Source organism: Azospirillum sp. UENF 312511, assembly GCF_058780635.1.
The window spans coordinates 568,232-593,593 of sequence record NZ_JBSNCG010000003.1 but is presented as its reverse complement, the minus strand read 5'-3'; the positions used below and the strand labels follow the sequence as shown (position 1 = coordinate 593,593).

The following is a 25,362-nucleotide window of genomic DNA, read 5'->3' as shown; positions in this document are numbered from 1 at the left end:
CTTAGCCGGCCAGCCGGTTGACCGAGAGGCGCTTGCCGAAAGCGTCGGTCAGGGCCGGCAGGATGGTCAGCGCGTCGCCGACCAGCCCGAGATGGGCGAAGTCGAAGATCGGCGCGTTGGGGTCGGTGTTGATGGCCAGGATCAGGTCGGACTTTTCCATGCCGACCCGGTGCTGGATGGCGCCGGAGATGCCGGCGGCGATGTAGAGCTTCGGGCGCACCGTCTTGCCGGTCTGCCCGACCTGGCGGTCGAAGCCGGTCCAGCCGGCCTGGACCAGCGGACGGGTCACCCCGACCTCGCCGCCCAGAACCCTGGCGAGGTCGAAGACCAGCTTCAGGTTCTCCGGCTTGCCCAGCCCCTTGCCCGCCGCGACGATGATGTCGGCGAAGGCGAGCTGCGCCTCGTTCTGCTCGCGGTCGGCGATGAAGCTCAGCACCTTGGTGATGACGTCGGTCTCACGCAGGTTCGGGAACACCTCGACCACGCGGCCGGTGCGGCTGTCGTCGCGGTCGGGCATCGACATCACGCGCGGGCGCACCGTGGCCATCTGCGGGCGGTAGGCCAGCGTCTGGATGGTGCAGAGCAGGGTGCCGCCGAAGGTCGGGCGGGTGGCCGCCAGCGACCGGTTGTCCATGTAGATGTCCAGCTCGGTGCAGTCGGCGGTCAGGCCGGTGGCGAGCGTGGTGGCGATGGCGCCGGCGAGGTCGCGGCCCAGCGTGGTGGCGCCCAGCAGCACGATCTCCGGCTTGTAGGTGTTGACCACGTCGGTCATCACCCGCGTGTAGGGATCGGTGCGGTAGTCGGCCAGGACCGGGTCGGTCACCTTGTAGACGACGTCGGCGCCGTAGGTGAAGGCGTCGCCGCAGATGGCGTTCAGCTCCGGGCTGTCGGCGCCCAGCACCACGGCCCCCACCTCGACCCCCAGCTTGTCGGCGAGCTTGCGGGCCTCGCCCACCAGCTCCCACGACACGGAATGGACGGAGCCGCGCTCCTGCTCCACGATCACCCAGATGCCCTTGTATTCCTTCAGGTGCTCGGGCAGTTGGAACTTGCGTCCCTGCGGCTTGCTTGGTTCGCTCATCGGGATGTCTCCGGCGGAGGATTCGTCAGGAACGGCGCGTCAAGGCCAGCGCGTCACAGGCCGGCGGCGGCGCGGGCGAGCAGCTCGTCGGCGAGTTTCGGCTGGGCGCCGAGGATGGCTTCGACCGCGGCGGCGGCCTGGGCTTCGGCGGTGGGGGCCTCGGCCTCGACCATGGTGGCCTTCTGGGCGCGCGGCTTGGGCACGAAGACCTTCGACACGACGGTGGGCGAGCCCTTCAGCCCGACCTTCGTCTCTTCGGCGCCGGTGGTGTCCTTGTTCCAGGTCTTCAGGCCGTAGCGGGCGGCGCGGAACATGTCGTCCATCTTGCCGAAGCGGATGGTGTTCGTGCCCTCCAGCATCGTGATCATGCAGGGCAGGGCGGTCTTCAGCACCTGCACGCCGCCTTCGGAGCGGCGGTGCACGACGATCTCCTTGGCGCCCTGGTCGATCGATTCGATCTTCGTGATGTAGGTGAGCTGCTGGAAGCCCAGCCGCGTGGCGATGCCCGGACCGACCTGCGCGGTGTCGCCGTCGACCGTCTGCTTGCCGCAGAAGACCAGATCGACCGTCTCCTCCTCCGACAGCTTCTTGATGGCGGAGGTCAGGGCGTAGGAGGTCGCCAGCGTGTCCGACCCGGCGAACTTGCGGTCGGTCAGCAGCACCGCGTCGTCGGCGCCCAGCGACAGCGCCTTGCGCAGCGAGGTTTCGGCCATCGGCGGCCCCATGGTCAGGACGGTGACGCGGGCGCCCACCTTGTCCTTGATCCGCAGCGCCTCCTCCAGCGAGAAGAGGTCGAAGGGGTTGATGATGGCCGGGACGCCCTGACGCATGATCGTGTTCGTCACGGGGTGGATGCGGATCTGGGCGCTGTCGGGCACCTGTTTGATACAGACAACGATGTGCATCCCGGTCTCCTTGACATTCCGCCGCCTGTCGCGCGGCGTGGCTATGGTCCTACCAGCAAGCGGCGTGCCAGTTCTACGCGACTGCGGTAAGATATTGTATTTAAATGATTTTATCGCTGTTGAGAGATTGTCGCAAAAACGACAAAGAACGGACGTGTCGGCTTCTCAACAGGGGGCTTCCGTCACGGCCTGACCGACGCCCCAACCCGATCCGGCCTCTGTCGCCTACCGGACAAACCCGACAACGGCCGCACAGGGCGCGGAGGATGGCCGGAAAGCATGACGGCCCGCGGACGCTCGCCGGGGGCGGGTCCGCAGGCCGTCTTGGAAACGAAGGGTGAAACGGATCAGGTCGGCAGCAGGGCGTCCAGCGGCACGAAGCGGTCGGCCATCTTGCGCGCCTCCTCCTGGTGGACCTTGAAGGTCTTCTCGGCGATGGCGTTGGACGCCACGAAGTCCTGATAGGCGCGCTCCAGATGGGCGCTGTAGCGGGCGGCCATGCCTTCGTCGTCCAGCCCCTCCATGCCGGTGTCGGCGGACAGATAGTCGTGGAAGCGCTGCAGGATGTGCAGGCGGTTCACGTTCACCACGCGCTGCTCGTAGGTGACGCCGAGGAAGCGCAGGAAGTCCTCCGCGGTCTCCAGATCCTCCAGATCGTCCTTGAAGCTCATGGCGGGGTCCTTTCCGTTCAGATGACGTAATGATCGGCGCGCGCGCCGGTGACGGGGGAATGGGTGTGGTGGTCGCGGTCGCCGCAGGCGTCCTGGTCGCACAGGTTGCCGCAGCTCCGGCAGACGATGCCGTCGAGCGGCAGATCGTCCAGCCGGATCGCGCTTAGCGGTGGGGCGGGGCGCGTAGCCTCCTCCGCCGCGTGGGCTTCCAGCCGGGCCTCGATGCGGTTGATGTGGTCGATCAGGCAGGCGATGGCCTTGCCGACCGGGTCGGGCATCAGATGGTGGTCGAGGTCGATGCCGTGGGCGGCCAGCCGGCGCTGGGTGTCCGGACGGACGATGCGGCCGGGGATGCCCACCACCGTCATGCCCTCCGGCACGTCCTTGGTCACCACGGAGTTGGCGCCGACGCGGCCGTGGGCGCCGATGGTGATCGGCCCCAGGATCTTGGCCCCGGACCCGACCAGCACGCCGTCGCCCAGCGTCGGGTGCCGCTTGCCCTTGGTCCAGGAGGTGCCGCCCAGCGTCACCCCGTGATAGAGCGTCACGTCGTCGCCGACCTCCGCGGTTTCGCCGATGACGACGCCGGCCCCGTGATCGATGAAGAAGCGGCGGCCGATGGTGGCGCCGGGGTGGATGTCGATGTTGGTCAGGGCGCGGGCCAGATAGGACAGGAAACGCGCCGGCCAGCGCAGACCCCGCCGCCACGCGGCGTTGGACAGCCGATGGACCACCAGCGCGTGGATGCCGGGGTAGCAGGTGAGCACGTCGAAGACGTTGCGTGCCGCTGGGTCGCGGTCGAAGACGCAGGCGACATCCTCGCGCAGCAGCCGCCACAGGCTGGTCTCATTCATGGCGAGGTCCGGGTGGGCGTCGATCGCGGCCATGGGGTCCTCCGGATCACGAAGAGACGACGCTCCAGCGGGTGGCGTCGTCGTGGAAGGCGCGCAGCTCCTCCGCCGTCGGGGCGCGCTTGGCGCGGGTGGCGAGGGCGCGGACCCGCGGCAGCACCGCCTGGGCGGTGGCGTCGTCGCAGGCGATGCCGAGCTGGCCGTAGGCCATCTTCACCCCAGCCGTGCCGGAATGCTTGCCCAGCACGATGCGGTGTTCGCGCCCCACCTCGGCGGGGTCGAAATTTTGGTAGGTGGCGCGGTCGCGCAGCAGCCCGTCGACGTGGATGCCGGCCTCGTGCGTGAAGACGGCGTCGCCGACGATCGACTTGTTGACCGCCACCGGCCGGTTGGAGGCGCGCTCCACGAGGTCGGAGATCGCCCCCAGCGCGCGGGTGTCCACGCCGCAGTCCTGCCCGTAGAGCACCTTCAGCGACACCACCACCTCCTCCAGCGGGGCGTTGCCGGCGCGTTCGCCCAGCCCGTTGACGGTGGTGTTGACGTGGGTCGCTCCGCCCAGCACGGCGGCCAGCGAGTTGGCGTTGGCGAGGCCGAGGTCGTCGTGGGCGTGGATCTCGATCTCCAGGTCGGTGGCCCGGCGCAGCCGTTCGATGCAGGCGCGCGTTTGGAAGGGGTCGAGCACGCCCAGCGTGTCGGCGAAGCGGAAGCGGCGGGCGCCGGCTTCCTGCGCCACCGTCGCTGCGGCGATCAGGAAATCCATGTCGGCGCGCGAGGAGTCCTCGCCGCCCAGGCTGACCTCCAGCCCGTGGTCGCGGGCCGTCTTGACCTTGCGTTCGATCTCCGCCAGGGCCCAGGCGCGGCTGCGCTTCAGCTTCCTGGTGATGTGGATGTCGGAGACGGGCATCGACAGGTTGACGGTGCCGACCTTGCAGTCCAGCGCCGCCTTCAGGTCGGTGTCGTGCATGCGGCACCAGACCATCAGCCGGGCCTTCAGCCCCAGCGCGGCCACGGCGCGGATGCCCTCGCGCTCCTCCGGACCCATGGCGGGGATGCCGATCTCCAGCTCCGGCACGCCGGCCTCGTCGAGCGCGCGGGCGATGGCGATCTTCTCGTCGAGCGTGAAGGCAACCCCCGCCGTCTGCTCCCCGTCGCGCAGCGTCGTGTCGTTGATGATGGTGGAACCGGCCATCGGCATGACGTGAACCTCGATGCGAATGCGTCGCGGTGGTTGCCCCCTCCCTAACCCTCCCCCACTTCGCAGGAGAGGGGACTGCCGCCGCTCTGCCCCCTCCACCGCGACAGCGGGGGAGGGATGGGGAGGGGGCCGGGAGGTGTGTTGTGTCGCAGACCGGGCCGGGGAACCGCGTCCCGGCGGGTGTCGTCGGGCGGGTTGCCGGGACGCGGGCCCGGCCCGGCCTGCGATCTCGGTGTTACGAGTAAACCGGTGCGAACTCCTTGGGGGCGCCCGCCTGCGACCAGTAGGGCGACAGCGAGCGCAGCTTCGCGATGATGCCGGGGACCACCGCGATCACCCGGTCGATCTCCTCCTCGGTCGTCTCGCGCGACAGGGAGAAGCGGGTGGCGCCGTGGGCGGCGGTGTAGGGCACGCCCATCGCCCGCATCACGTGGCTCGGCTCCAGCGACCCGGAGGTGCAGGCCGACCCTGAGGAGGCGGCGATGCCGGCCTCGTTCAGCAGCAGGAGGATCGCCTCGCCCTCGATGTACTCGAAGGCGACGTTGCAGGTGTTGGGCAGGCGGTTGGCCGGGTTGCCGGTGACGAAGCAGTTGGGAACGGCGGCCAGGATGGCCTGCTCCAGCTTGTCGCGCAGCGCCTTCACCCGCGTGTTCTCGTCGGTCATGTGCATGAGTGCGAGCTGTGCCGCCGCTCCCAGCCCGACGATGCCCGGCGCGTTCTCGGTGCCGGCGCGGCGCGAGCGCTCCTGGTGGCCGCCGCGCAGCATCGGGCGGAAGCGCAGGCCGCGCTTGACGTAGAGCGCGCCGATGCCTTTGGGCGCGTGCAGCTTGTGGCCGGACAGCGACAGCATGTCCACCGCGCTGGTGGCGAGCGTCATCGGGATCTTGCCGACCGCCTGCACCGCGTCGGTGTGGAACACCGCGCCGGCGGCCTTGGCGAGCTGGGCCAGCTCCTCGATCGGGAAGATCGTCCCGGTCTCGTTGTTTGCCCACATGATCGAGACGATGGCGACGTCCGGCCCCAGCGCCGCCTTGTAGGCGTCGAGGTCCAAGTTGCCCCGGTTGTCCACGCCGATGCGGTGGACGGTGTAACCGCGCTTCTTCTCCAGATAGTCGCACAGCGCAAGGACGGCGGGATGCTCGACCACGCTGGTGACGATGCTCTTCTTCTTCGGATAGGCCTCCAGCACCGACAGGATGGCGGTGTTGTCGCTCTCCGTGCCGCCGGAGGTGAAGACGATCTCGCTGTCATGGGCGGCGCCGAGCAGCGCCTGCACCTGCTTGCGCGCCCACTCGATCTTGCCGCCCACCGCGGCGCCGAAGCCGTGCATGGAGGAGGGGTTGCCGAACTGCTCGGTGAACAGCGGCAGCATCTCCGCCAGCACCTCCGGATCGACGCGGGTGGTGGCGTTGTTGTCGAGGTAGATTCCCTGTGCAGTCATGGCTCAGGCCCCCGCCGGCAGGAGGGAGGCGGGCTTGACGCGGACGAACTCGCCCAGCGCCTCGACCAGCTTGGCCTGCACGCCCATCATGGTGCCGGCGGACTGCGAACAGCCGGAGCAGGCGCCGGTCAGGCGGACATAGATGTCCTTGCCGTCGATGTCCACCAGCTCCACGTCGCCGCCGTCGCGCTGGATCTGCGGGCGCAGCTCCTCGATGGCGAACATGATCTTCTGCATGCGCTGCACGTTGGTCAGCTTCGCCGGGGCGGCCTCGGCCTTCGGGGCCAGCGGCTTGATGGCGTCCAGCCCGACCGTGCCGGGGGCGTGGGGCTTGGGCGGGGCCAGCGCGCCGGTCTTGGCGAGCACGGCCTCCAGCACCTCCTCGATCTTCTCGTGGCAGGTCTGGCAGGAGCCGCCGGCCTTGGTGTAGTGGGTGACCTCCTCCAGCGTGGTCAGGCTGTTGACGGTCACCGCGCGCTCGATCATCGCCGCGTCGATGCCGAAGCACTTGCAGACCAGCTCGCCTTCCTCGTGGTCGTCGACCCATTCCTCGCCCTTGAAGTTGGCGATGGCGGCGCGGAGCGCCTCGGCGCCCATGACCGAACAGTGCATCTTCTCCGGCGGCAGGCCGCCCAGATACTCGGCGATGTCGCGGTTGGTGACGGCCAGCGCCTCGTCCACCGTCTTGCCGATGATCATCTCCGTCAGCGCCGACGAGGACGCGATGGCCGAGCCGCAGCCGAAGGTCTGGAACTTCGCGTCCTCGATGACCTGGCTGTCGGGGTTGACCTTCATCATCAGCTTCAGGGCGTCGCCGCAGGTGATCGACCCGACCTCGCCCACGGCGTTCGCCTCATCCAGCGCGCCGGCGTTCTTCGGGTTGAAGAAGTGTTCCTTGACCTTGTCGGTGTAGTTCCACATGACGCCTTGCCTTTCCCGCGTTACCGGGTGGGGGGAGAGTGTTCGGGGTTAGTGGGCGGTGCCGCAGCCGCCGGCCGCCGGCGCGGAGGAGCAGCTGCCCCCCGGACCCGCCGAGAAGGACTTGCCGCAGCCGCAGCTGCCCGTGGCGTTGGGGTTGTCGAACTTGAAGCCCGCGCCCTCGACCCCTTCGACGAAATCGACCACCACGCCGGTCAGGAAGGGCTGGCTGGTCGGATCGACGAAGATCGTCACCGGGCCGAAGGTCAGCACGGCGTCTTCGTCGCCCGCCGTGGCCTCCAGCCCCATTTGGTACTTCATGCCGGCGCAGCCGCCGTCGGCCACCGCGATGCGCAGGCCGGCCGCGGCGCCGCCAGACTTCGCCAGCACGCGCTCCAGGGTGTTCACCGCCGCATCCGTCAGGGTCACCATGTCTGCCGCCTCCAAATGCTTCGTCGGGCATGCCGACCGTTCCTGGTCATAGGATCAGCAAGCGGCGTGCCAACTTTTAAGTTGTTGATTTTGATGAATTGTCAGGTCAAGCGGCTGGTGTTTTCCCGACAATTGTCGGGTCGGGACCATGTCGGCTTTGCGACATCCTGCGACGAAAGGACGCACAATTTGATTATGGGCTTTTGCGAAGTGGGCTTGCGGCCCATACAGGATTGTCGGTCGGGCGCACGGTTTTGCGAAACAACGGAAGGGGACGGGTGATGGAGCGGCCGGTCGAACTGCGGATGTCCAACGGGCGGATGGCCTTCGGCGAGGTGCCCGAGCACATCGACGAGAAACTGCAGGAGGCGGTGAAGGCCCGCCCCGACGCCGCGGCCTGCGAGGCCCTGCTGTGGGAGGCCCACCGGATGGGGCCGCGCGTCCTGCCGGTCTTCTACGCGCTCTACAAATTCTATTTCAACCGCAAGCGCTTCGCGGACGCGGAGCGGGTGGCGATGATCGGGCTGGACGCGGCGGCGCGTGAGGGCGGCTATGCCGGCGACTGGCGGAGCCTGCGCGCGGACAGCACCGATTGGGCGAAGGAAGGGCCGCCGCGCTTCACCCTTTTCACCTTGAAGGCGTTGGCTTTCATCAGCCTGCGCAGCGGGCGGGTGGAGGAGGCGAGGGTGATCCTCGCGAAGCTGACGGACATCGATCCGCAGGACCGGGTCGGCTACGGCGTCATCGCTGCGCTGGCGAAAGGTCTGGGGGAGGAGTGACTTGGGAAGAGGGGTGATTGACGGATCGGTTTCGTCAATCACCCGACCCGAAGCACACGGCCTCCGCGCCGCAATCGCGGCAGACCGGGGCGCCGCAGGGGATCAGCCCGTCCCGCGCGCAGAGGAAGCGGTAGAGAAAAGCCTTCCAGCGGGTGCCGGTGGCGTTCAGCAGGGCCAGCGAGTCGAAATGGCGCTCCATCAACGCCGCGAGATGGCTCGGTCCGGCCAGACCGAGATCCCGCCACAGTTCACCCTCGTCGAGCATGGCCCGAGCCACGATGGCGGCGAGCCATGCCTCCTCCTCGATGCCCAGCGAGCGGTGGGCGAGCAGAAGAGCGGCGATGTCGTCCGCTTCGCTCTGGAGAAGCGGGGGCAGGGGGGTGGGCGAACTGTCGGGAACCGGCAGGCCGGCCGCGAAGGCGCCAGGGAAATAGCGGTCGAGAAGCTGGCCGAGCGCTCGGTCATCCAGTCCCAACGCGCCCGGACCCGCCGGCCAGCGGCGGGACAGGATGCAGGCGAACAGATGCGCGTCGAAGACGTTGCAGCGTCCCTGGCGATCGGTCAGCCAACGGTACAGCCGCGTGGTGTCGCCCACCCCCGGCGGGGCGGCGTGCAGGATGCCCATGGCGTCCTCCTCCGGGGGCGGGCGGCCGTCAGGCCGCCTAAGTCAATGTCGGCGACCGTCAGGCCGCCTGGGGCAAGTGGGTGATGCAGTTCTTGGAGCAGACCTTGCCGCAGCTCTCGCAGCCGATGCAGTTGCCGGCGTTCTTGACGCTCATGACCTTCTTCTCGGCCTCGTCGTCGAAGGCGTCGACGATGTCGCCGTCCTCGGTGATGCCGATCAGCTCCAGCACGTCGCGGCCGCAGACCTTGAAGCAGCGGCCGCAGCCGATGCACATCTTCTGGTCGATGCTTTCCACGAATTTCGGCGTCCAGGCGGCGCCGCCGCGGGTGGTGCCGGTCACGAACTCAGCCATCGTCTGCTCCTCAATCGGGCTTGGTGTGTTGTTTGGTGGGAATGGGCGTTGCCCCCACCCCGGCCCTCCCCCGCTATCGCAGGGGAGGGAGATGATCGCGAAGCGGCGGAGTTCCCTCCCCTGCGAAGCGGGGGAGGGTTAGGGTGGGGGCAATGTTTCCATTCAGGCCGCTCAGGCGGACGCCGTCTCCAGCGCCTTCAGCTCGGCGCGCTTCTCGGTCAGGGTCTTGTAGGCGTCGTAGGTCTCCTGGGCGACCCGGAGGATGGATTGCCAGTTCTGCGGCAGTTCCTCCGACAGGTCGTGCAGGTCCATCTTCTTCTGGGTCGCGCGGGCGTTGAGCTTCTTGACCTCGTCCTTCAGGGCGTCGATGTCGGACATGGCGGAATCCTCACAGATCGGCGACGTCAGGGTATTTGCGGATCAGCGCCACGGCCTCCTCGACGATCTTGGCGCCGTCGGCGGCCAGCTTCTCCAGCGACGGGAAGCCGAAGCGGTGGACGTCGCGCAGGTGCTTCGACACCACGACCAGCCGGCCCGTGGTCAGCACCATGCGGCCGAAGCCCTCGTGGCTCATCTTCATGATGGGGGAGGCGATGTGGCCGGTCTGCTTCTCGACCGTGATGCCGACGGCCTTGTAGAACAGCTCCAGCCGCCACAGCGTGTCGGGGTCCGGGTCGCCCATGATCGGAATGGCGGCGCGGGCTTCCTTGTCGAGGATGAAGGGAGCGAGGATCGTCTCATCGCTCTTGCCTTCCCAGGCGCCGTAGCTGTCTTCGGCGCGGAACAGCATGACCAGAGTCTTCAGGAAGGCCTCGGAAAGGTCGCTCCCGGTGGCCACGGTGGTGTCGGTCATGCTCTCAATCCTCCTCGTCGAAGGCCAGCTCCTGCGGCTGGCCGGCGTTCAGGGCCTTGCGCAGCCAGGGCGGCGGGTTGCCGTTGATGGTTTCGACCAGACGGTCGAGCAGGGCGGTGATGCTGTCCGTGGCCTCCACCTTCACGGGGTGGATCTTCTTCGCCACCACGCGGGCGGCGGCGGAGGCGCCGATGGCCGACAGGTAGACGATGGCGCAATCGGCCAGCGCGTCCAGCTTCGGGATCAGCTTGTCCTCGTTGCCGTCCTCGAACATCGAGCCGCCGAACTGGCAGGTCTCGACCATCGTGTAGCCGGCCTTGTCCACCTCGTAGACCACGATGTTCTTGGCCCACCCGAAATGCGCATCGACGTGCTGCATGTCCTGGGTGCAGAAAGCGACCTTCATGGAACCTCCTTTGCGGGGCCGGCCGTCCTCGGCTTGGCCCACCACACTCAGCCGGCGCTGCATCCGCATGATCCGCTCCCGCAGTGCTGGCCGTGTTCATGCCCGTCCCCATGACGATGACCGTGACCGTGGTCATGGCCGTGGCCGTGCTCGTCGTGGTCCATCTCGCGGGACAGGAACAGGTTGCCGATTTCGAACAGAAGCTCGCGCGTGCCGCGATAGCCGATATGGACCTTCAGCCCGGCGCCCAGCCGGTCGAACATCGGGAGGCCCATGCGGTGCAGCGGCACGCCGATGCGCCCCGCCCCCTGCCGCCCGTGGGAGTTCGACACGATCAGGTCGGCGTCGCGGGCCAGCGTCTCCACGTCGGAATGGTCGCCGACCATGACGGTCGCGGCCTTCAGCTTCTCCAGCACGGCGGTCTGGGTGGGGGAGACGGCGGCGATCACCTCCGCCCCCATGTCGGCCAGGAAGCTGGTGACGGCGTAGAGCAGGTCCGGCTCCAGCGCCACGGCGATCCGCTTGCGGCTGTAGAAGAAATGCCCGTCGAGCATGCCGTCCACCAGCGTCTCGCGCTGGCGCCGCAGCTTCGCCGGCACCGGACGGCCCGACAGCTCCGACAGGGTGCGGACGAGGCGGTCCGACGCCTCCAGCCCGGTCAGCCGGTCGAAGAAAAGGCTGCGCACGTCGGTCTTCAGCTCCAGCGCCGCGGCGGCGACGCGCATATGCTCGCCGACCACCAGCGTGGCTTCCGACGCGCCCATCGACGCGATCTGTTCCACCGTCACGCCGCCCAGCGAGGTCGCCGTGAAGTCGTCGGGCTGGCGGCCCGACATGGACAGCGACAGGTCGGGCAGGAAGATCGGCGACAGGCCGAAACTCTCGATGATGTCGCGCAGCTCTTCCACGTCGCCCGGCGACAGGTGGCTGCCGGCCAGCACGTTGATCTGGCCCTTCACCGTCTTGTCGGACGGCTGGACGACCTCCTCGACGATGCCGGTCACCGCGGCGGAGAAGCCGTCCTCGAACCCGCCGGAGAAGTCCGGGGTGTTGGCGAAGACCAGCTTCAGGCCGGCCAAGGCGGGGTTGCGCTGGCGGAACAGCGAATACTGGCCGGCCATGTCCTCGCCCTTGGTCTCGGTCACGCCGGTGGTGGCGACGCCGATCAGGGCGGGCGCGTTGCGCTCGTGGATGGTGCGGACGGCCTGCTCCAGATTCTCGTAGCCGCCGAGGATGGTCGAGACCTGATCCATCGCCGTGGTCTGGAGCGGGATGGCCTCGCGGAAATGGCGGACCAGCAGGACCAGCCCGAAGGCGGTGCAGCCCTGGCTGCCGTGGAACAGCGGCATGCAGCGGTCCACGCCGAGGAAGGCGAGCGCCGCGCCCAGCGGCTGGCTCATCTTCAGCGGGTTGGTGGCGGCCGCCTTGGCGGAGTGGGGGAAGCGCTGGATGTTGCCCATGGCGATTACGCTCCCACCGGCTTGGCTTCCGGCCTGGCATCCGGTTTCAAGTCCCAGGGGGCGGCCAGACGCACCTGCCGCCAGATCGGGTTGGACAGTGTCTTGTCGATTTCCTCACACAGATTGACGATGCCGTCATAGCCCGCGTAGGGGGTGTGGCGCTCCTGGTTCAGGTCGAGCCACGGCACCTTGGCCTTCAGCGCGATGAACTGCGACCGGCCGCCGGACATCATGATGTCGGCCTCGCTGTCGCGCAGCATCTTGTAGATGTCGCGGGGCTTCAGGTCGTCCCACTGGTGGAACTCCTCCCCCTTCATCTTCTTGATGCGCTCCTTGTCCTCCTTGGTCGACTTCTTGGTGGAGGTGCCGACGATGGTGAGCCCGGCGCCTTCCAGCGCGGTGACCATCGACCAGCTCTTCACGCCGCCGGTGAACAGCAGGACGCGCTTGCCGTCGAAGCGCGGCTTGTAGGGTTCCAGACGCCGCCAGACGCGGCTTTCCTCGCGGGCGATGACGCCTTCGGTGCGGTCGATGATCGCCTTGTCGGCGCCGCGCTCCACCAGCATGCGGGCCATGGTGCGCAGCGTGTCCGACATGTCCGACACGCCGTAGAAGGAGCCTTCGAAATAGGGGATGCCCCAGCGCTCCTGCATCTTGCGCCCGACATTCACCAGCGCCTGCGAGCAGACCACCATGGTCAGCCGCGCCCGGTGGGCCTGCGCCACCTCGTTGTAGCGCCCGTCGCCGGAGATGCAGGACAGGATGCGGATGCCGATCTCGTCGAGCAGCGGCTTCACCAGCCACAGCTCGCCGGCCAGATTGTATTCGCCGACGATGCAGATGTCGGTCGGGGTCGTGACCTCCGGCTCCACCGTGCCGATGACGTGGTCGAGCAGCGTCTCGCCGGCCAGCTTGTTGCCCAGATTCTTCGACCCGACGAAGCCCGGCGCCATCACCGGGATCACCGGCTTGCCCAGCTTCTTCGCCGCGAACTTGCAGACCGCCTCGATGTCGTCGCCGATCATGGCGGGGACGCAGGTCTGATAGACGAAGACGGCCGGCGGATCGTACTGCTGCACGATCTCCTTGATCGCCTTGTAGAGCTTCTTCTCGCCGCCGTGGATGATGTCGAGTTCCGACATGTCCGTGGTGAAGCCGGTGCGGTAGAGCTGCGAGCCTGACGATTTGGTGCCGCGGTTGTCCCAGGAGTTGCCGAGGCAGGCGATCGGCCCGTGCACGAGGTGGGCGGCGTCGGCGATCGGCTGGAGCGCGATCATCGCGCCGTCATAGGCGCAGCCTCCGGCGGCGGCTCCCGGCTTCAGAGCCTTGGAGCAACCCTTCTTCCGCTCCTTCTCCGACTTGGCTTGGTTGGTGGAGCAACCCGGCTCGTTGAAGACGTCCTGGAGCTTTTCCTGGAGCATGACCTTCTCCCGCCATTGGCCGACATCGGCGCCTGTGGGCCAGTCGCCTGTAAGTCAGTCATATGCAGGAGGTGTGCCAGACTGTGAATTGTTTATATTCAATAAGTTAAGGAGATCGGCCTCGTGTGCGATACCCGACAATCGCGGACTTTGTCGGGTATCGCACAGCCTGGGGCGATGGCCGGACGCGCACGGCGCGTGCCCTCAACGGGCCAGAACCTTGGCGGCTTCCTTGGTTTCCGAGACCGCCGAGGCGATCTGGGTGATCGCGGAGTTGATGGCGCCGATGTTGTGGTCGACGGCGCTGACCGAGGCCGACGCGTTCTGCATGTTGGTGGACATGTCGCCGGTCACCGCACTCTGCTCCTCCACCGCTCCGGCGGAGACGGTGACGAACTCCATCAGGTTGCTGGTGGCCTGACGGATGTTGCCCAGCGACGCGACCACGTCGGACGAGACGGCCTGCATGCCTTCGATCTCCTTGGAGATCTGGGCGGTCGCGTTGGCCGATTGGTTGGCGAGATTCTTGACCTCGTTGGCGACAACCGCAAAGCCGCGCCCCGCCTCGCCGGCCCGCGCCGCCTCGATGGTGGCGTTGAGCGCCAGCAGGTTGATCTGGCTGGCGATGGAGCTGATCAGATCGACGATGCCGCCCATCGCCTTGGCGACCTCCGTCAGGCGCGCCGCCGCCCGGTCGGCGTTCCCCGTCTCGTCCATCGCGGTGCTCGCCGCTTGGCGCGAACGGATCATGCTGTCGGCGATCTCGCGGGCCGACGCGGCGAGTTCCTCGGCGCTGGCGGCGACGGTCTGGACGGTGCCTTGCGTCGCGCCGGACCGCTGGGCGGCGTCCTCGGCCTGCCGGCCGGCGGCGGAGAGCGCGGCGTCGATCTCGGTGAAGTTGTTGTCGATCAGCGCCTTCAACTGGTCCAGCAGTTCCACCTGACGGGTGATGTCGGTGGCGAACTTGACGATCTTGGACAGCCGGTTGCTGGTGTCGAACACCGGGTTGTAGGACGCCTGAATCCACACAACGCGGCCGCCCTTGCCGATCCGCTTGTACTGGGCGGCCTGGAAACGGCCCTGCCGCAGGCTCTCCCAGAAGGCCCGGTAGTCCGCGCCGCCATGCTCCGCCGGATCGACGAAGGTGCTGTGATGGCGCCCCTCGATCTCCCGCAGCGTGTAGCCGAGCAGGGACAGGAAATTCTCATTGGCGGTGATGACGGTGCCATCGGGGGTGAATTCGATCACCGCCTGGGACTTGGAGATGGCCTCCGCCTTGCCGCGCAGATCGATGTGCTCCAGATGGCGCTCGGTGACGTCGGTGCACACCTTGACCACCTTGTGGGTGACGCCCTGGCGGTTCTTGATCGGGTTGTAGGACGCCTCGATCCAGACTTCCCGCCCGCCCTTGCCGATGCGTTTGTAGAGGGAGGACTGGAACTCACCCCGGCGCAGACACTCCCAAAAATTCTTGTAATCCAGGCTATCGTGAAGGTTCGGTTCGACGAAAATCCGGTGATGCTTCCCTTTGATTTCCTCAAAGCTGTAGCCCATACATCGGAGAAATTGATCATTCGCCGACAATATGTTGCCAGATGTGTCAAAGGTGATTATGCCATTAGATTTGTCTAATGCGGTGGTTATTTCCGTCGCTTCCGTGTCTGCCGACCTTAGAAAGGTTTTAAAGGGCATGTTGATTGTCCTTATGGGGCAAAAAGGGAATGATGATTTGAGGTTATCGGCAATTTATATAAAAAACAATTAATTGGCGTTCATGCGGTGTTGTGGGGTGCCATGTCGTTTCGGCGATGATTGTATTCGCTAAGATATGTCGTTTCGCAGATAGGTAATTGTACGCAATTTTTTGTTGATGTTGTGGTCATTCTTCCGGTGGTGATGGCTCGTGGCCCAGAGATTTAGATCCCAGTTTATTCAACCAACAAGCGCAAAAGAGGGGATTCGCAAAAGCGAACGAGACCGTTTTCCGTCGATCTCTTTCCATGGAAAGCTGTGAGGCGGGTGTGCCTGCAAAGGGTGCGGGCTGGCGCTGCCGGAGTGTTCCACCGAAAGTAACGCCTGTGCGGAACCGCGCGCTGCGGTGGCAAGGGGCGCGGTTCCGCAGGGCCATCGTCAGGGAACGATCGTCAGGGAACGATCACATAATCGGGGTTGGCGATCGCGAAGACGGCGTCGCGGTCCGGCTGGGGCGGGTAGATCCACTTGGTGTTGATCTCGCGCTTCACCGCCTTGCCCTCCTCGCGGGTCAGCCGGACCTGCCGGTCCCAGCCTTCGGTGAAGAGCGCGCCCCACGGGCCGAGATCGAGGCAGGTCACGTATTTGGGCTGGCTGTAGGGGTGGCTGGGCAGGCCGACCAGCTCCGCCGCGGCGTTGTGGCCGGCGACGCGGCCCAAGCTGAGGGCGTGCTGGCAGGACATCGCGGCGACGTTGCCGAGGTCGTCGGTGGCGGCCCGCGCCACGTCCCCGGTGACGAAGATCCCGTCGCTGCCGACCGCCTGCAGGAACGGATCGGCCGGGACGCGCCCGAACCGGTCATGCTCGCCGCTGATCTGCGCGGCCAGAGGGTTGGCGCGGGCGCCCGCCGTCCAGACGACGGTGTCGGCGGCGATGCGCTCGCCGGTGGAGGTGGTGACGCCTCCAGCGTCGATGGTGGCGACCGCCGTGCCGGCGACGATCTCCACGCCGCATTCGGCCAGCGCCTGCTCGATGACGGGGCGCGGCACCGGGCCGAGGTCCGGGCCGATGGCCGGCGCCTGTTCGACCACCACGACGCGGACCTTGGCGTCCGCGCCCAGGATGGCGCGCAGCCGGTCCGGCATCTCCGCCGCCGTCTCGATGCCGGTGAAGCCGCCGCCGGCCACCACCACGGTGTTGCGCGCCGCCGTCTCCGGCTGGGCGGCCAGGGCCTTCAGATGGGCGTCGAGGGCGTGCGCGCTGTCGAGTTGGTCGACGTTGAAGGCGTGCTCGGCGAGACCGGGAATGGGCGGGGTGAACAGGCGGCTGCCCGCGGCCAGGACGAAGCGGTCGTAGGGCAGGGTGAACCGGGCGCCGTCGGTGCCGGTGACGTCCACCGCGCGATGGCCGGCGTGGATCGTTGTCACGACGCCGGAGACGTGGCGGACGCCCACCGCCTCGAACAGCGCCGCGAGGTCCGGCGCCATGCCTTCCAGCACCGCTTCGTAGAGGCGGGGGCGGATGTGGAGCTGGGGGGCCGGCGAGACGACGGTGATCGCGACGTCGCCGTCGCGGCCGGCCAGCGCCACGGCGCGGGCGGCGGACAGGGCGGCCCACAATCCGGCGAAACCGGAACCGGCGATGACGATTTGTTGGGTCATGACTCTGTGTCCTTCTGAAAGCCGGACAGGAGGGAGCGTTCTGGCGCGCGGGTGCGCGGCAGCCATCCCGTCCGTCCGGCGGAGGTCCGGGAGGTGTTTCAGGGCATTGGATGAGGCGTGGTGGTCGGGCCGGCTGCGGTGGCCAGCTACGGTGTCTGCCGTGTCCGTGATGCGGCGCGGGCGCTGAGGCGCGAGTCGATCCAGGTCTGGACGTCGCCTTGGAAGTCCGGCGGGGCCTTGCGCCCGAAGGTCTCGCCGACGCTGGCCAGAGTCTCCTTGGCCAGCGTGTCCCGCATCGCCTTTTCGGCCTTCAGCATCACGGCGTGGATGGCGCAGACGCCGGAGGTTGCCCAATCCGGCGGTCTGTCATTGAAGACCGCGCAGCGGCCGCGGATCTCCTGGCACTCGAACAGCGGCTTCTCGCCCTCGATGGCGTCGACGATGACGAGGAAGCTGATGTCTTCCGGCGCCTTGGCGAGGCGGTAACCGCCGCGCACCCCTTCGCTGGCCGTGACGATCCCCGCCTTCTCCAGCTTCGGAAAGATCTTGGCGAGGAAAGAGGGAGAGATGCCCTGCAACTCCGCCAGATCCCGGCTGCTCAGCGGCGTGTCGCCGGCGGCGGCCAGCCAGAGCAGGCAGTGGATGCCGTATTCGACGCTTGCGGTGAGGTGTGCCATGGCGTGGCCCGTCCAACGGTCTCGACAACACAGACCGTATCAGTCCGCGTTATCGGGCGCAAGACGGAAAACGCAGATAACGTTTGTCCGCGTTCACGGAGGCGGCAGGCCGGACATGGAAAAGCCGGAGCCCACCTCGCGGTGGACTCCGGCTCTCCGGGGAAGCGGCCGGGCGGGGGGATGGAGGCCCCGCGCCGGCCGGGGGAGGTCAGCGCACCAGATCGAACGAGTAGTCGGTCTCGCCGACGATGTTCGTGTTGGCGTCCATATCCTCGAAGATCCGATCCAGGATGCGCACCAGCACGTTCAGAGCGCCCTGGTAGCCCCAGGTCGGGTAACGGTGATGGTGGTGGCGGTCGAAGATCGGGTAGGTCAGGCGGATGAGCGGGATCTTGGTGTCGCGCTCCAGGTACTTGCCGTAGCTGTTGCCGATGATGTAGTCGACCTTGTCGGTGAACAGCAGCGAGCGCAGGTGCCAGAGGTCCTTGCCGCCGTAGGCCTTGCCGGACTTGCCGAACGGCGAGGCGTCGAGCGTCTTCTGGACCTGCTTCTCCCACTTCTTCGAGCCGGAGGTGGACAGGATGTGCACCGGCTCGGCGCCCAGCTCCATCAGGAACTTCGACATGCCCAGGCAAAAGTCCGGGTCGCCGTACACGGCGAAGCGCTTGCCGTGCAGGTGGGTGTGGCTGTCGGCGATGGCGTCGACGAGACGGCCGCGCTCCAGCTTCAACTCCGCCGGGACCGGCTTGCCGGACAGCTCGGCCAGCTTCATCAGAAGCTCGTCGGTGCCGGTGACGCCCATCGGGTAGTTGTACTTGGCGACCTGCTGGCCCTTCTCCTTGATGAACTGCAGGGACTGCGGGGTGCAGTATTCCTGCATGGAGATGGTGGCCTTGGCGTGGACGGCCTCCTTCGTGGCCTCCAGCGGGGTGCCGCCGTCATACATGCGGTACTCGCCGTCGGCCGGGGTGTCGAAGTTGTCCGACACGTCCGACAGGATCGTCAGGTCGATACCGAACAGGCCGGCGATGCGCTTCAGCTCGCGGTTGTTGCCGACCGCGAAGCCGTCGAAGCCCGGGATCAGGTTGATCTTCTCGTTCTTCGGGGTGTCGAAGTTCTCCGACGTGCCCCAGAAGTGGGTCAGAACGCCCTTGATCATGTTGTCGTAGCCAACGATGTGGCTGCCGACGAAGGCCGGGGTGTGGGCGAAGGGAACCGGGAAATCCGCCGGGACGCTTTCCTTGTTCTTCGCGTTGTTGATGAAGCCCGAGAGGTCGTCGCCGATGACTTCCGCCATGCAGGTGGTCATCACGGCGATCATCTTCGGCTTGTACAGCGCGTAGGCGTTGGCCAGGCCGTCGATCATGTTGTTCAGGCCGCCGAACACCGCCGCGTCTTCCGTCATCGACGAGGAGACCGCGGAGTTCGGCTCCTTGAAGTGGCGGGTGAGGTGCGTGCGGTAGTAGGCGACGCAGCCCTGCGAGCCATGGACGAAGGGCAGGGTGCCCTCGAAGCCCTGGGCCGCGAACATCGCGCCGATCGGCTGGCAGGCCTTCGTCGGGTTGATGACGACCGCCTCACGGGCGAAGTTCTTTTCCTTGTACTCTTCCGTCTTGGTCCACGCGGAAACCCGGGCGACCTCTTCGTCGGAGTGGCCGTACTCGAACTCCGTCTTCTTGCGCTCGAGCAGCTCCTTGTATTCGGGCTGACGGAAGAGCGTGAAGTGGTCGATGACCTTGTCGGCGCTCTGGGAAACGGGGTGGGACATGCTCATTACTCCTATCTTCCAGAGGCCGCTTTAGAACGGAGCCTTCATGATGCCCCAGACGGGGTTGTTGATGGCCAGATCCATGTCGCGGGCGAAGATCGCGAAGCCGTCGTAGCCGTGATACGGACCCGAGTAATCCCAGGAGTGCATCTGGCGGAAGGGCAGGCCCATCTTCTGGAAGACGTACTTTTCCTTGATGCCCGAGGCGACGAGGTCCGGACGCATCACCTCGACGAACTTCTCCAGTTCGAAGGCGGTGACGTCGTCGTAGATCAGCGTGCCTTCCTTCACGTAGTGCTGGGTGCGCTGATAGTCGTCGTTGTGGGCGAATTCGTAACCCGTGCCGACGATCTCCATGCCCAGGTCATGGTAGGCGTCGACCACGTGGCGCGGACGCAGGCCGCCGACGTAGATCATCACCTTCTTACCTTCGAGCCGCGGCTTGAACTTGGCGATGACGGCGTCGACCATCGGCTGGTACTTGGCGATGACCTTCTCCGCGTTCTCCTTGATGGTGTCATCGAAGAGAGCGGCGATCTTGCGCAGGGACTCGGCGATCTGCGACGGGCCGAAGAAGTTGTACTCCATCCACGGAATACCGAACTTCTCTTCCATGTGGCGCGCGATGTAGTTCATCGAGCGGTAGCAGTGGATGAGGTTCACCTTCGCCTTCGGCGTGTTCTCCAGCTCGGCGAGGGTGCCGTCGCCCGACCACTGGGCGATCACGCGCAGGCCGATCTCTTCCAGCAGGATGCGGCTGGCCCAGGCGTCGCCACCGATGTTGTAGTCACCGATGATGGTGACGTCGTACGGGGTGGAGACGAAGCCTTCCTTCGGCTCGGTCTTCTCGAAGATCCAGTCGCGGATGACGTCGTTGGCGATGTGGTGGCCCAGCGACTGGGAGACGCCGCGGAAGCCTTCGCAACGGACCGGAACGACCGGCTTGCCCAGCTCCTCGGACTTGGCGCGGGCGACCGCCTCGATGTCGTCGCCGATCAGGCCGATCGGGCACTCGGACTGGATGGAGATGCCGTTGACGAGCGGGAACAGCTCGTTGATCTCCTCGATCACCTTGTGCAGCTTCTTGTCGCCGCCGAAGACGATGTCCTTCTCCTGGAAGTCGGAGGTGAAGTGCATCGTGCCCCAGCTGTCCACGCCGGTGTCGCCGACATAGTAGTTGCGGCGGCCGGACCAGGAGTAGTAGCCGCAGCCGACCGGGCCGTGGGAGATGTGGATCATGTCCTTGATCGGACCCCACACCACGCCCTTGGAACCGGCGTAGGCGCAACCACGGATGGTCATCACACCGGGGATCGACTTGATGTTCGACTTGACGCCGCAGTCCTTCGCCTCGGCCTCCAGCACGTTCAGGTGCTTGGCGCGGCGCTTGCGCGACTTCTCGGGATACGCTTCGAGAACCTTGTCGACGAGACCCTTGACGTCGACGCCTTCGTTCACGGACAGGCTCATGGTGCCAGTCTCCTGCATGCTCTCATTGTCCGCGCCACTTCAGCGCGGGACCGAGCCCCCTCTCTCCCACCCCGCGCACAATGGCGGGGTGGGCTGGGGAGGGGGCCAGTTCAGACCTGTGCCCCGTCAGGGATCCAGGTGTCAGGCCTTGGCGGCTTCCTTGGCCTGGAGCTCGGCGAGCTGCTGCTCCTCCGACTTCATGATGCCGAAGTCCATCAGCATCTCTTCCAGCTCTTCCATCGTGATCGGGGTCGGGATGGTACCCTTGCCCTTGTTCGCGTGGACCTTGTTGGCGAGCTGGCGGTATTCCTGGGCCTGCTGGCTGTCCGGCGCGTACTCGATCACGGTCATGCGGCGCAGCTCGGCGTGCTGCACGATGTTGTCGCGCGGCACGAAGTGGATGAGCTGGGTGCCGAGGCGGGCGGCCAGGGCCGAGGCGAGGTCGATTTCCTTGTCGGTCTGGCGCTCGTTGCAGATCAGGCCGCCGAGGCGCACGCCGCCGCTGTGCGCGTACTTCAGAATGCCCTTGGCGATGTTGTTGGCGGCGTAGAGCGCCATCATCTCACCGGACATGACGATGTAGATTTCCTGGGCCTTGTTCTCGCGGATGGGCATGGCGAAACCGCCGCACACCACGTCGCCCAGCACGTCGTAGGAGACGTAGTCCACGTCGTCGTAGGCGCCGTTCTCTTCGAGGAAGTTGATCGAGGTGATCACGCCGCGGCCGGCGCAGCCGACCCCCGGCTCCGGACCGCCGGACTCGACGCACTTGATGCCCTTGTAGCCGATCTTGAGAACGTCCTCGAGTTCCAGATCCTCGACCGAGCCGGCTTCGGCGGCGAGGTGCAGCACGGTGTCCTGCGCCTTGGCGTGCAGGATCAGGCGGGTCGAGTCGGCCTTCGGATCGCAGCCGACGATCAGGATCTTCTGATCCAGCTCGACCAGCGCGGCCAGGGTGTTCTGGGAGGTGGTGGACTTGCCGATACCGCCCTTACCGTAGAACGCAATCTGGCGCAAAGACATGGGAGGTTACTCCTTTGCTTGGGTCTACAGGGTGTCTTCAATTCCGGGGCGGCCTGCCCAGCGGCCGCTTCGACCCCTTCTCTGCATCCCCCGTGCCAGTTCGCGGAAAATTTTTAAGTCGTTGAAAACGAACAAGAAATTAGATTGCGGACGAGCGCGGTCCGCTTTGTCGGGCCTGTGACATACCCGACAAAGCCCGACATTTTGTCGGGTCTCTCGCAATGAAAAGGAAGGGATGGACGAATGTCGTCCGCCAGCGTCAGAAGACGGCGTCAGGCGGCGGCGTGGTTCAGCGCGTCGCGGGCGACCACGAGGCGCAGCGCCAGCGCCTCCAGCTCGTCGCCGTCCTGGCCCATGTCATAGAGAAGCTGGGCCAGCGACTGGCCGCGGGCGAGCAGGCGGCGCGCCTTGGCCGGGTCGGCGGGGCGGGCCAGCAGGATGCCGACGAGACGCTCCCCGGCGATGCCGGCCAGCGCGCGGCTGCGCTCGGCCAGACGGCGCTCCAGCGTGTCGAGCACCGCCGGCCGCCCGGCATGGTCGAGGTCGGTGCAGAACTGGTGCAGGGAGCGGAGCTGGCGCAGCAGCGCCTCGAACAGCAGCTCGTCAAGGTCGCCGCCGTTGGCGGCCTTTCCGACAAGATCGAACAGCGTGTCGGAAAGCCGCCACGCTGCCGACAGACAGTCGTTCATCGCCTTGCGGTCGGCGGGCTCGACGAAGGCGTTGGCCTCCTCGCGGTGCTCCTCCTGGTCGTCGAGGTTCCGCATCGCGACGACGAGCAGCCCGTCCACCGAGGCCAGCGTGGCGAGGCTGGCGTGCAGCGCCTTGATGCCGCGGTCGGCGCCGAAGCCGTCCATGGCCTCCGCCGCCCGGCGCAAGGCGTGGCGGGTGAGACGACGCGATTGATAGACGACGTCGCGCAGGGCGACGGTGGCGCCCAGCGTCTCCAGCATCAGCCGCCGCGCCTCGAAGCGCAGCAGGGCGTGGGCGAGGCTGTCCATGGCGCCGGCGGTGGCGCCCCCCGCGACGCCGGCCGGATCGTCTTCCGCGGTTGCGACGGGCGCTTCGCCGCGGACCAGCCGGTCGGCGTCGGCGCGGGCGTCCGCCTCGATGGCCGAGACTACCGACAGCACGGCGCCGCGCCCGGCGCCGCGCAGCAGGGCGACCAGGGCGCGCAGGGCGGTGGCCACCTCCAGTGCGCCGGGCAGCCCATCCTCGGCGGTGCCCTTGTTGTGGACGACGCGGTCGATCAGATGGTCGCGCAGGCGGGGCAGCAGGACGTCCAGGATGATCGGGGCGGTCGGGCGCAGCAGCGCCTCCAGCAGGCGGCCCTGCGGCTGGCCGAGCATGGCGGCCAGCGGGTTGACCGGCTTGGGCACCAGACGCGGGCGGTGGGGCTCCAGCAGGGCCAGCACCTCGTCGCCGCGCAGCGGGGTTATGGTGCCGCGCAGCAGCCGGGCGAGCGTCACGGCGTCGCGGGCCTCCCTGGCGCCGCGCAGCGGAACCGGCGCCCGTCCCGAGCGCATCGGCATCTTTTCCGAGACGGCGGAAGGAAGAAGAACGCGCGGGGGCTGTACCGCCCGGTTGCGCGTCTCCTGTTCCTTACGCTTCATCGGCCACATGGCCTTGCCTCGTCTTGCGGTGCACTGAATCCCGTTCGATCAACTATGGTGTCGTCTCATCATCCGTTCAAACGGATATTTTTAAGATATTTGGAGTAAGCCAAAAGTTGTTTCGGCTGTTTAGTAGAATTGTTTTCGAATTCGAAATGTATTGCGGGCTAGGTGACATCGCCTTGCGATGACGCGGACCCTTGGCGGACGCGCCGGTTCGCGGTATCCATGAAAGAATTGTGGATTTGAGAGCGCGATGGCGGACGGTTCGGCGAGCGGTGGCTTGAGGGATGCGCGGGGGCGGCTGATCGATCCGGATTCGCCGCTGGCGTTGAAGGCGCATCGCACCAACCTGCTGAACGTGACGGCGGAAGCGCTGTGCGCGGAGTCCTTCAACGACGAGCCGCGGCGCCTGCGCATCGGCGGCACGCGCAGCGAACACGCCGTGCTGTTCGAAGCGCTCGACGAGAGCCCGAACAGCCTGATCGCCGCCGACATCTTCCAGCACCACATGGCCTTCACCTTCGGGTTGAACCCGGATTTTTCCGGCGCCGAGGGCACGGACGGGCGGCGGCGCTACCGCGCCAGCTACCTGCGCCTGCTGAAGGGGTGGCTGTTCGACAGCAACAACGCCGAGGGGGCTGTGCTGAAAGGCTGGGTGGAGAGCCGCTTCGGCCTGCTGCCCACCTATCACAAGGAGCCGATCCTCCGTTTCGCCTCCGACGCGTGGCGGACCTATGGCGAGGAGAAGGTCGCCACCCGCTTCCACAACAACAACATCAATCTGCAGCTCGACCTGCTGTACGAGTATTGCCAGTGGTGGATGCGCCGCGGCTGGCCGGACGCGCCGATGCCATCGCGCGCCAGCCACATCCGGCTCTACCGCGGCGTCAACGACTTCGAGGAGCATCACATCGTCGCGCGCCCCGACAAGCGCACGGCGGTCCTGCGCCTCAACAACCTCAGCTCCTTTTCCATCGAGCGCGACATTGCCGGCCAGTTCGGGGACTACATCCTCGAAACCTGGGTGCCGCTCACCAAGGTGGTCTTCTTCCGCGACATCCTGCCCCGCTACCCCTTCAAAGGGGAGGGCGAGTATCTGGTCGTCGGCGGGGACTACAGGGTGGGGGTGTCGCTTCTCTGACAACCGATCACGGGACAGATCCGGCCCATGACTGACCATTCCATCCGCTCACGCGCGCTGGGCGCCTATCTCGGGCTGGCCTGCGGCGACGCGCTGGGCGCCACCGTCGAGTTTCTGACAAAGGGCGAGATCGCCCACCAGTACGGCGTGCACAAGCACATCAAGGGCGGCGGCTGGCTGAAGCTGCCCGCCGGGCAGGTGACCGACGACACCGAGATGTCGATCCATCTCGGCCGCGCCATCCTGGCCGCCCCGGAGTGGGACGCCCGCCGCGCCGCGGAGGAGTTCGCCGTCTGGCTGAAGGGCGTTCCCGTCGATGTCGGGGACACGACACGGCGCGGCATCCGCCGCTTCATCATGCACGGCACCCTGTCGGAGCCGGAGAGCGAGTATCACGCCGGCAACGGGGCGGCGATGCGCAACCTGCCGGTCGCCCTGGCGACGCTGGGCGACGACGACGCCTTCGAGCGCTGGACGGTGGAGCAGGCGCACATCACCCACTGCAACGCGATGTCCGACGCGGCGACTCTGACGCTCGGCCACATGGTCCGCCGTCTGGTGCTGGGCGGCAGCGTGCGCGACGTGCGCGACGAATCGAACAAGCTCATCGCGCAGCACCGGCAATTCAAGTTCCAGCCCTACCGGGGTCTGGCCACCGCCTACATCGTCGATACGATGCAGACGGTCATGCATTATTATTTCCAGACCGATTCCGTGGAATCCTGCGTCGTCGAGACCGTCAACCAGGGCGGCGACGCCGACACCACCGGCGCCATCGCCGGCATGCTGGCCGGCGCCACTTATGGCGTGGAGACCATCCCGCCGCGCTGGCTGCGCAAGCTCGACCGCGACGTCTACAACGAAATCTGCGCCCAGGTGGACGGGCTGCTCGCCCGCTCCCCGGCGCTCAAGCAGGGGTGATTTCGA

Annotated in this window: 25 protein-coding genes; 3 read left to right on the top strand and 22 right to left on the bottom strand. The window is 66.8% G+C overall.

The genetic code is table 11. The features are described from left to right. Window position 1: 1 nt before the first annotated feature. From ACWPN7_RS14155 to ACWPN7_RS14120, 8 genes are all read right to left on the bottom strand, one after another. Window positions 2-1,081: an electron transfer flavoprotein subunit alpha/FixB family protein gene (locus ACWPN7_RS14155; protein ID WP_094305905.1), complete on the bottom strand. Its 1,080-nt coding sequence runs from the start codon at window positions 1,079-1,081 to the stop codon at window positions 2-4. Between the two features lie 53 nt (window positions 1,082-1,134). Next, the gene (locus tag ACWPN7_RS14150; protein ID WP_038529018.1) at window positions 1,135-1,986 is read right to left on the bottom strand and encodes an electron transfer flavoprotein subunit beta/FixA family protein; all 852 of its coding nucleotides are present in this window, start codon (window positions 1,984-1,986) and stop codon (window positions 1,135-1,137) included. A 347-nt stretch (window positions 1,987-2,333) separates the two neighbouring features. Further along, window positions 2,334-2,657 carry a nitrogenase-stabilizing/protective protein NifW gene (gene nifW / locus ACWPN7_RS14145; protein ID WP_035672214.1) on the bottom strand — a complete coding sequence of 108 codons (324 nt, stop codon included), beginning with the start codon at window positions 2,655-2,657 and terminating at the stop codon, window positions 2,334-2,336. A 17-nt stretch (window positions 2,658-2,674) separates the two neighbouring features. Next, window positions 2,675-3,544, bottom strand: coding sequence for a serine O-acetyltransferase (gene cysE / locus ACWPN7_RS14140; RefSeq protein ID WP_459196972.1), 870 nt, complete (start codon window positions 3,542-3,544; stop codon window positions 2,675-2,677). 13 nt (window positions 3,545-3,557) lie between these two features. Then, window positions 3,558-4,703 carry a homocitrate synthase gene (gene nifV, locus ACWPN7_RS14135; RefSeq protein WP_349596386.1) on the bottom strand — a complete coding sequence of 382 codons (1,146 nt, stop codon included), beginning with the start codon at window positions 4,701-4,703 and terminating at the stop codon, window positions 3,558-3,560. 235 nt (window positions 4,704-4,938) lie between these two features. Next, the gene (gene nifS, locus ACWPN7_RS14130) at window positions 4,939-6,144 is read right to left on the bottom strand and encodes a cysteine desulfurase NifS (protein WP_145679125.1); all 1,206 of its coding nucleotides are present in this window, start codon (window positions 6,142-6,144) and stop codon (window positions 4,939-4,941) included. Window positions 6,145-6,147: 3 nt separating this feature from the next. After that, window positions 6,148-7,065, bottom strand: a complete 918-nt coding sequence (gene nifU / locus ACWPN7_RS14125; RefSeq protein ID WP_038529006.1) for a Fe-S cluster assembly protein NifU — start codon at window positions 7,063-7,065, stop codon at window positions 6,148-6,150. A 48-nt stretch (window positions 7,066-7,113) separates the two neighbouring features. Further along, entirely contained in the window at window positions 7,114-7,494 is a 381-nt protein-coding gene (locus ACWPN7_RS14120) for a HesB/IscA family protein (protein ID WP_014239772.1), read from the bottom strand. Window positions 7,495-7,775: 281 nt separating this feature from the next. Here ACWPN7_RS14120 and ACWPN7_RS14115 point away from each other — a divergent pair, with 281 nt between their 5' ends. After that, window positions 7,776-8,273 (top strand): hypothetical protein, encoded by a 498-nt coding sequence (locus tag ACWPN7_RS14115; protein ID WP_103040306.1) that lies wholly within the window; start codon window positions 7,776-7,778, stop codon window positions 8,271-8,273. A 34-nt stretch (window positions 8,274-8,307) separates the two neighbouring features. Here the strand turns inward: ACWPN7_RS14115 and ACWPN7_RS14110 are convergent, their stop codons facing one another. The 14 genes from ACWPN7_RS14110 to ACWPN7_RS14045 form a co-directional block, all read right to left on the bottom strand. Further along, the gene (locus ACWPN7_RS14110; RefSeq protein WP_407825035.1) at window positions 8,308-8,898 is read right to left on the bottom strand and encodes a nitrogen fixation protein NifQ; all 591 of its coding nucleotides are present in this window, start codon (window positions 8,896-8,898) and stop codon (window positions 8,308-8,310) included. 58 nt (window positions 8,899-8,956) lie between these two features. Next, window positions 8,957-9,250, bottom strand: a complete 294-nt coding sequence (fdxB, locus tag ACWPN7_RS14105; protein WP_014239775.1) for a ferredoxin III, nif-specific — start codon at window positions 9,248-9,250, stop codon at window positions 8,957-8,959. A gap of 171 nt (window positions 9,251-9,421) precedes the next feature. Further along, complete coding sequence (locus ACWPN7_RS14100; protein ID WP_149649555.1) at window positions 9,422-9,628, bottom strand: CCE_0567 family metalloprotein; 207 nt, start codon at window positions 9,626-9,628, stop codon at window positions 9,422-9,424. A 10-nt stretch (window positions 9,629-9,638) separates the two neighbouring features. Then, entirely contained in the window at window positions 9,639-10,103 is a 465-nt protein-coding gene (locus ACWPN7_RS14095) for a NifX-associated nitrogen fixation protein (protein ID WP_038529001.1), read from the bottom strand. 4 nt (window positions 10,104-10,107) lie between these two features. Continuing rightward, window positions 10,108-10,509, bottom strand: coding sequence for a nitrogen fixation protein NifX (nifX, locus tag ACWPN7_RS14090; protein ID WP_038531130.1), 402 nt, complete (start codon window positions 10,507-10,509; stop codon window positions 10,108-10,110). A gap of 47 nt (window positions 10,510-10,556) precedes the next feature. Then, complete coding sequence (nifN, locus tag ACWPN7_RS14085) at window positions 10,557-11,969, bottom strand: nitrogenase iron-molybdenum cofactor biosynthesis protein NifN (protein WP_038528995.1); 1,413 nt, start codon at window positions 11,967-11,969, stop codon at window positions 10,557-10,559. Between the two features lie 5 nt (window positions 11,970-11,974). Beyond that, window positions 11,975-13,390, bottom strand: coding sequence for a nitrogenase iron-molybdenum cofactor biosynthesis protein NifE (nifE, locus tag ACWPN7_RS14080; protein ID WP_459196973.1), 1,416 nt, complete (start codon window positions 13,388-13,390; stop codon window positions 11,975-11,977). A 204-nt stretch (window positions 13,391-13,594) separates the two neighbouring features. After that, window positions 13,595-15,082, bottom strand: a complete 1,488-nt coding sequence (locus ACWPN7_RS14075) for a methyl-accepting chemotaxis protein (protein WP_051657912.1) — start codon at window positions 15,080-15,082, stop codon at window positions 13,595-13,597. A 452-nt stretch (window positions 15,083-15,534) separates the two neighbouring features. Continuing rightward, window positions 15,535-16,743, bottom strand: coding sequence for an NAD(P)/FAD-dependent oxidoreductase (locus tag ACWPN7_RS14070; protein WP_459196974.1), 1,209 nt, complete (start codon window positions 16,741-16,743; stop codon window positions 15,535-15,537). Window positions 16,744-16,889: 146 nt separating this feature from the next. After that, window positions 16,890-17,420, bottom strand: a complete 531-nt coding sequence (locus ACWPN7_RS14065) for an RrF2 family transcriptional regulator (protein ID WP_349619474.1) — start codon at window positions 17,418-17,420, stop codon at window positions 16,890-16,892. Window positions 17,421-17,628: 208 nt separating this feature from the next. Beyond that, window positions 17,629-19,188, bottom strand: coding sequence for a nitrogenase molybdenum-iron protein subunit beta (gene nifK / locus ACWPN7_RS14060; RefSeq protein ID WP_038531127.1), 1,560 nt, complete (start codon window positions 19,186-19,188; stop codon window positions 17,629-17,631). A gap of 30 nt (window positions 19,189-19,218) precedes the next feature. Further along, window positions 19,219-20,658, bottom strand: a complete 1,440-nt coding sequence (gene nifD / locus ACWPN7_RS14055; protein ID WP_014239785.1) for a nitrogenase molybdenum-iron protein alpha chain — start codon at window positions 20,656-20,658, stop codon at window positions 19,219-19,221. 141 nt (window positions 20,659-20,799) lie between these two features. Beyond that, window positions 20,800-21,681, bottom strand: coding sequence for a nitrogenase iron protein (nifH, locus tag ACWPN7_RS14050; RefSeq protein ID WP_014239786.1), 882 nt, complete (start codon window positions 21,679-21,681; stop codon window positions 20,800-20,802). Window positions 21,682-21,953: 272 nt separating this feature from the next. After that, the gene (locus tag ACWPN7_RS14045; protein WP_492273331.1) at window positions 21,954-23,210 is read right to left on the bottom strand and encodes a hypothetical protein; all 1,257 of its coding nucleotides are present in this window, start codon (window positions 23,208-23,210) and stop codon (window positions 21,954-21,956) included. Between the two features lie 337 nt (window positions 23,211-23,547). Between ACWPN7_RS14045 and ACWPN7_RS14040 the strand changes: the two genes are divergently transcribed. Both ACWPN7_RS14040 and draG read left to right on the top strand, forming a co-directional pair. Next, window positions 23,548-24,435: an NAD(+)--dinitrogen-reductase ADP-D-ribosyltransferase gene (locus tag ACWPN7_RS14040; protein WP_038528972.1), complete on the top strand. Its 888-nt coding sequence runs from the start codon at window positions 23,548-23,550 to the stop codon at window positions 24,433-24,435. A 27-nt stretch (window positions 24,436-24,462) separates the two neighbouring features. Further along, window positions 24,463-25,356 carry an ADP-ribosyl-[dinitrogen reductase] hydrolase gene (gene draG / locus ACWPN7_RS14035; RefSeq protein WP_014239791.1) on the top strand — a complete coding sequence of 298 codons (894 nt, stop codon included), beginning with the start codon at window positions 24,463-24,465 and terminating at the stop codon, window positions 25,354-25,356. Window positions 25,357-25,362 lie beyond the last annotated feature (6 nt).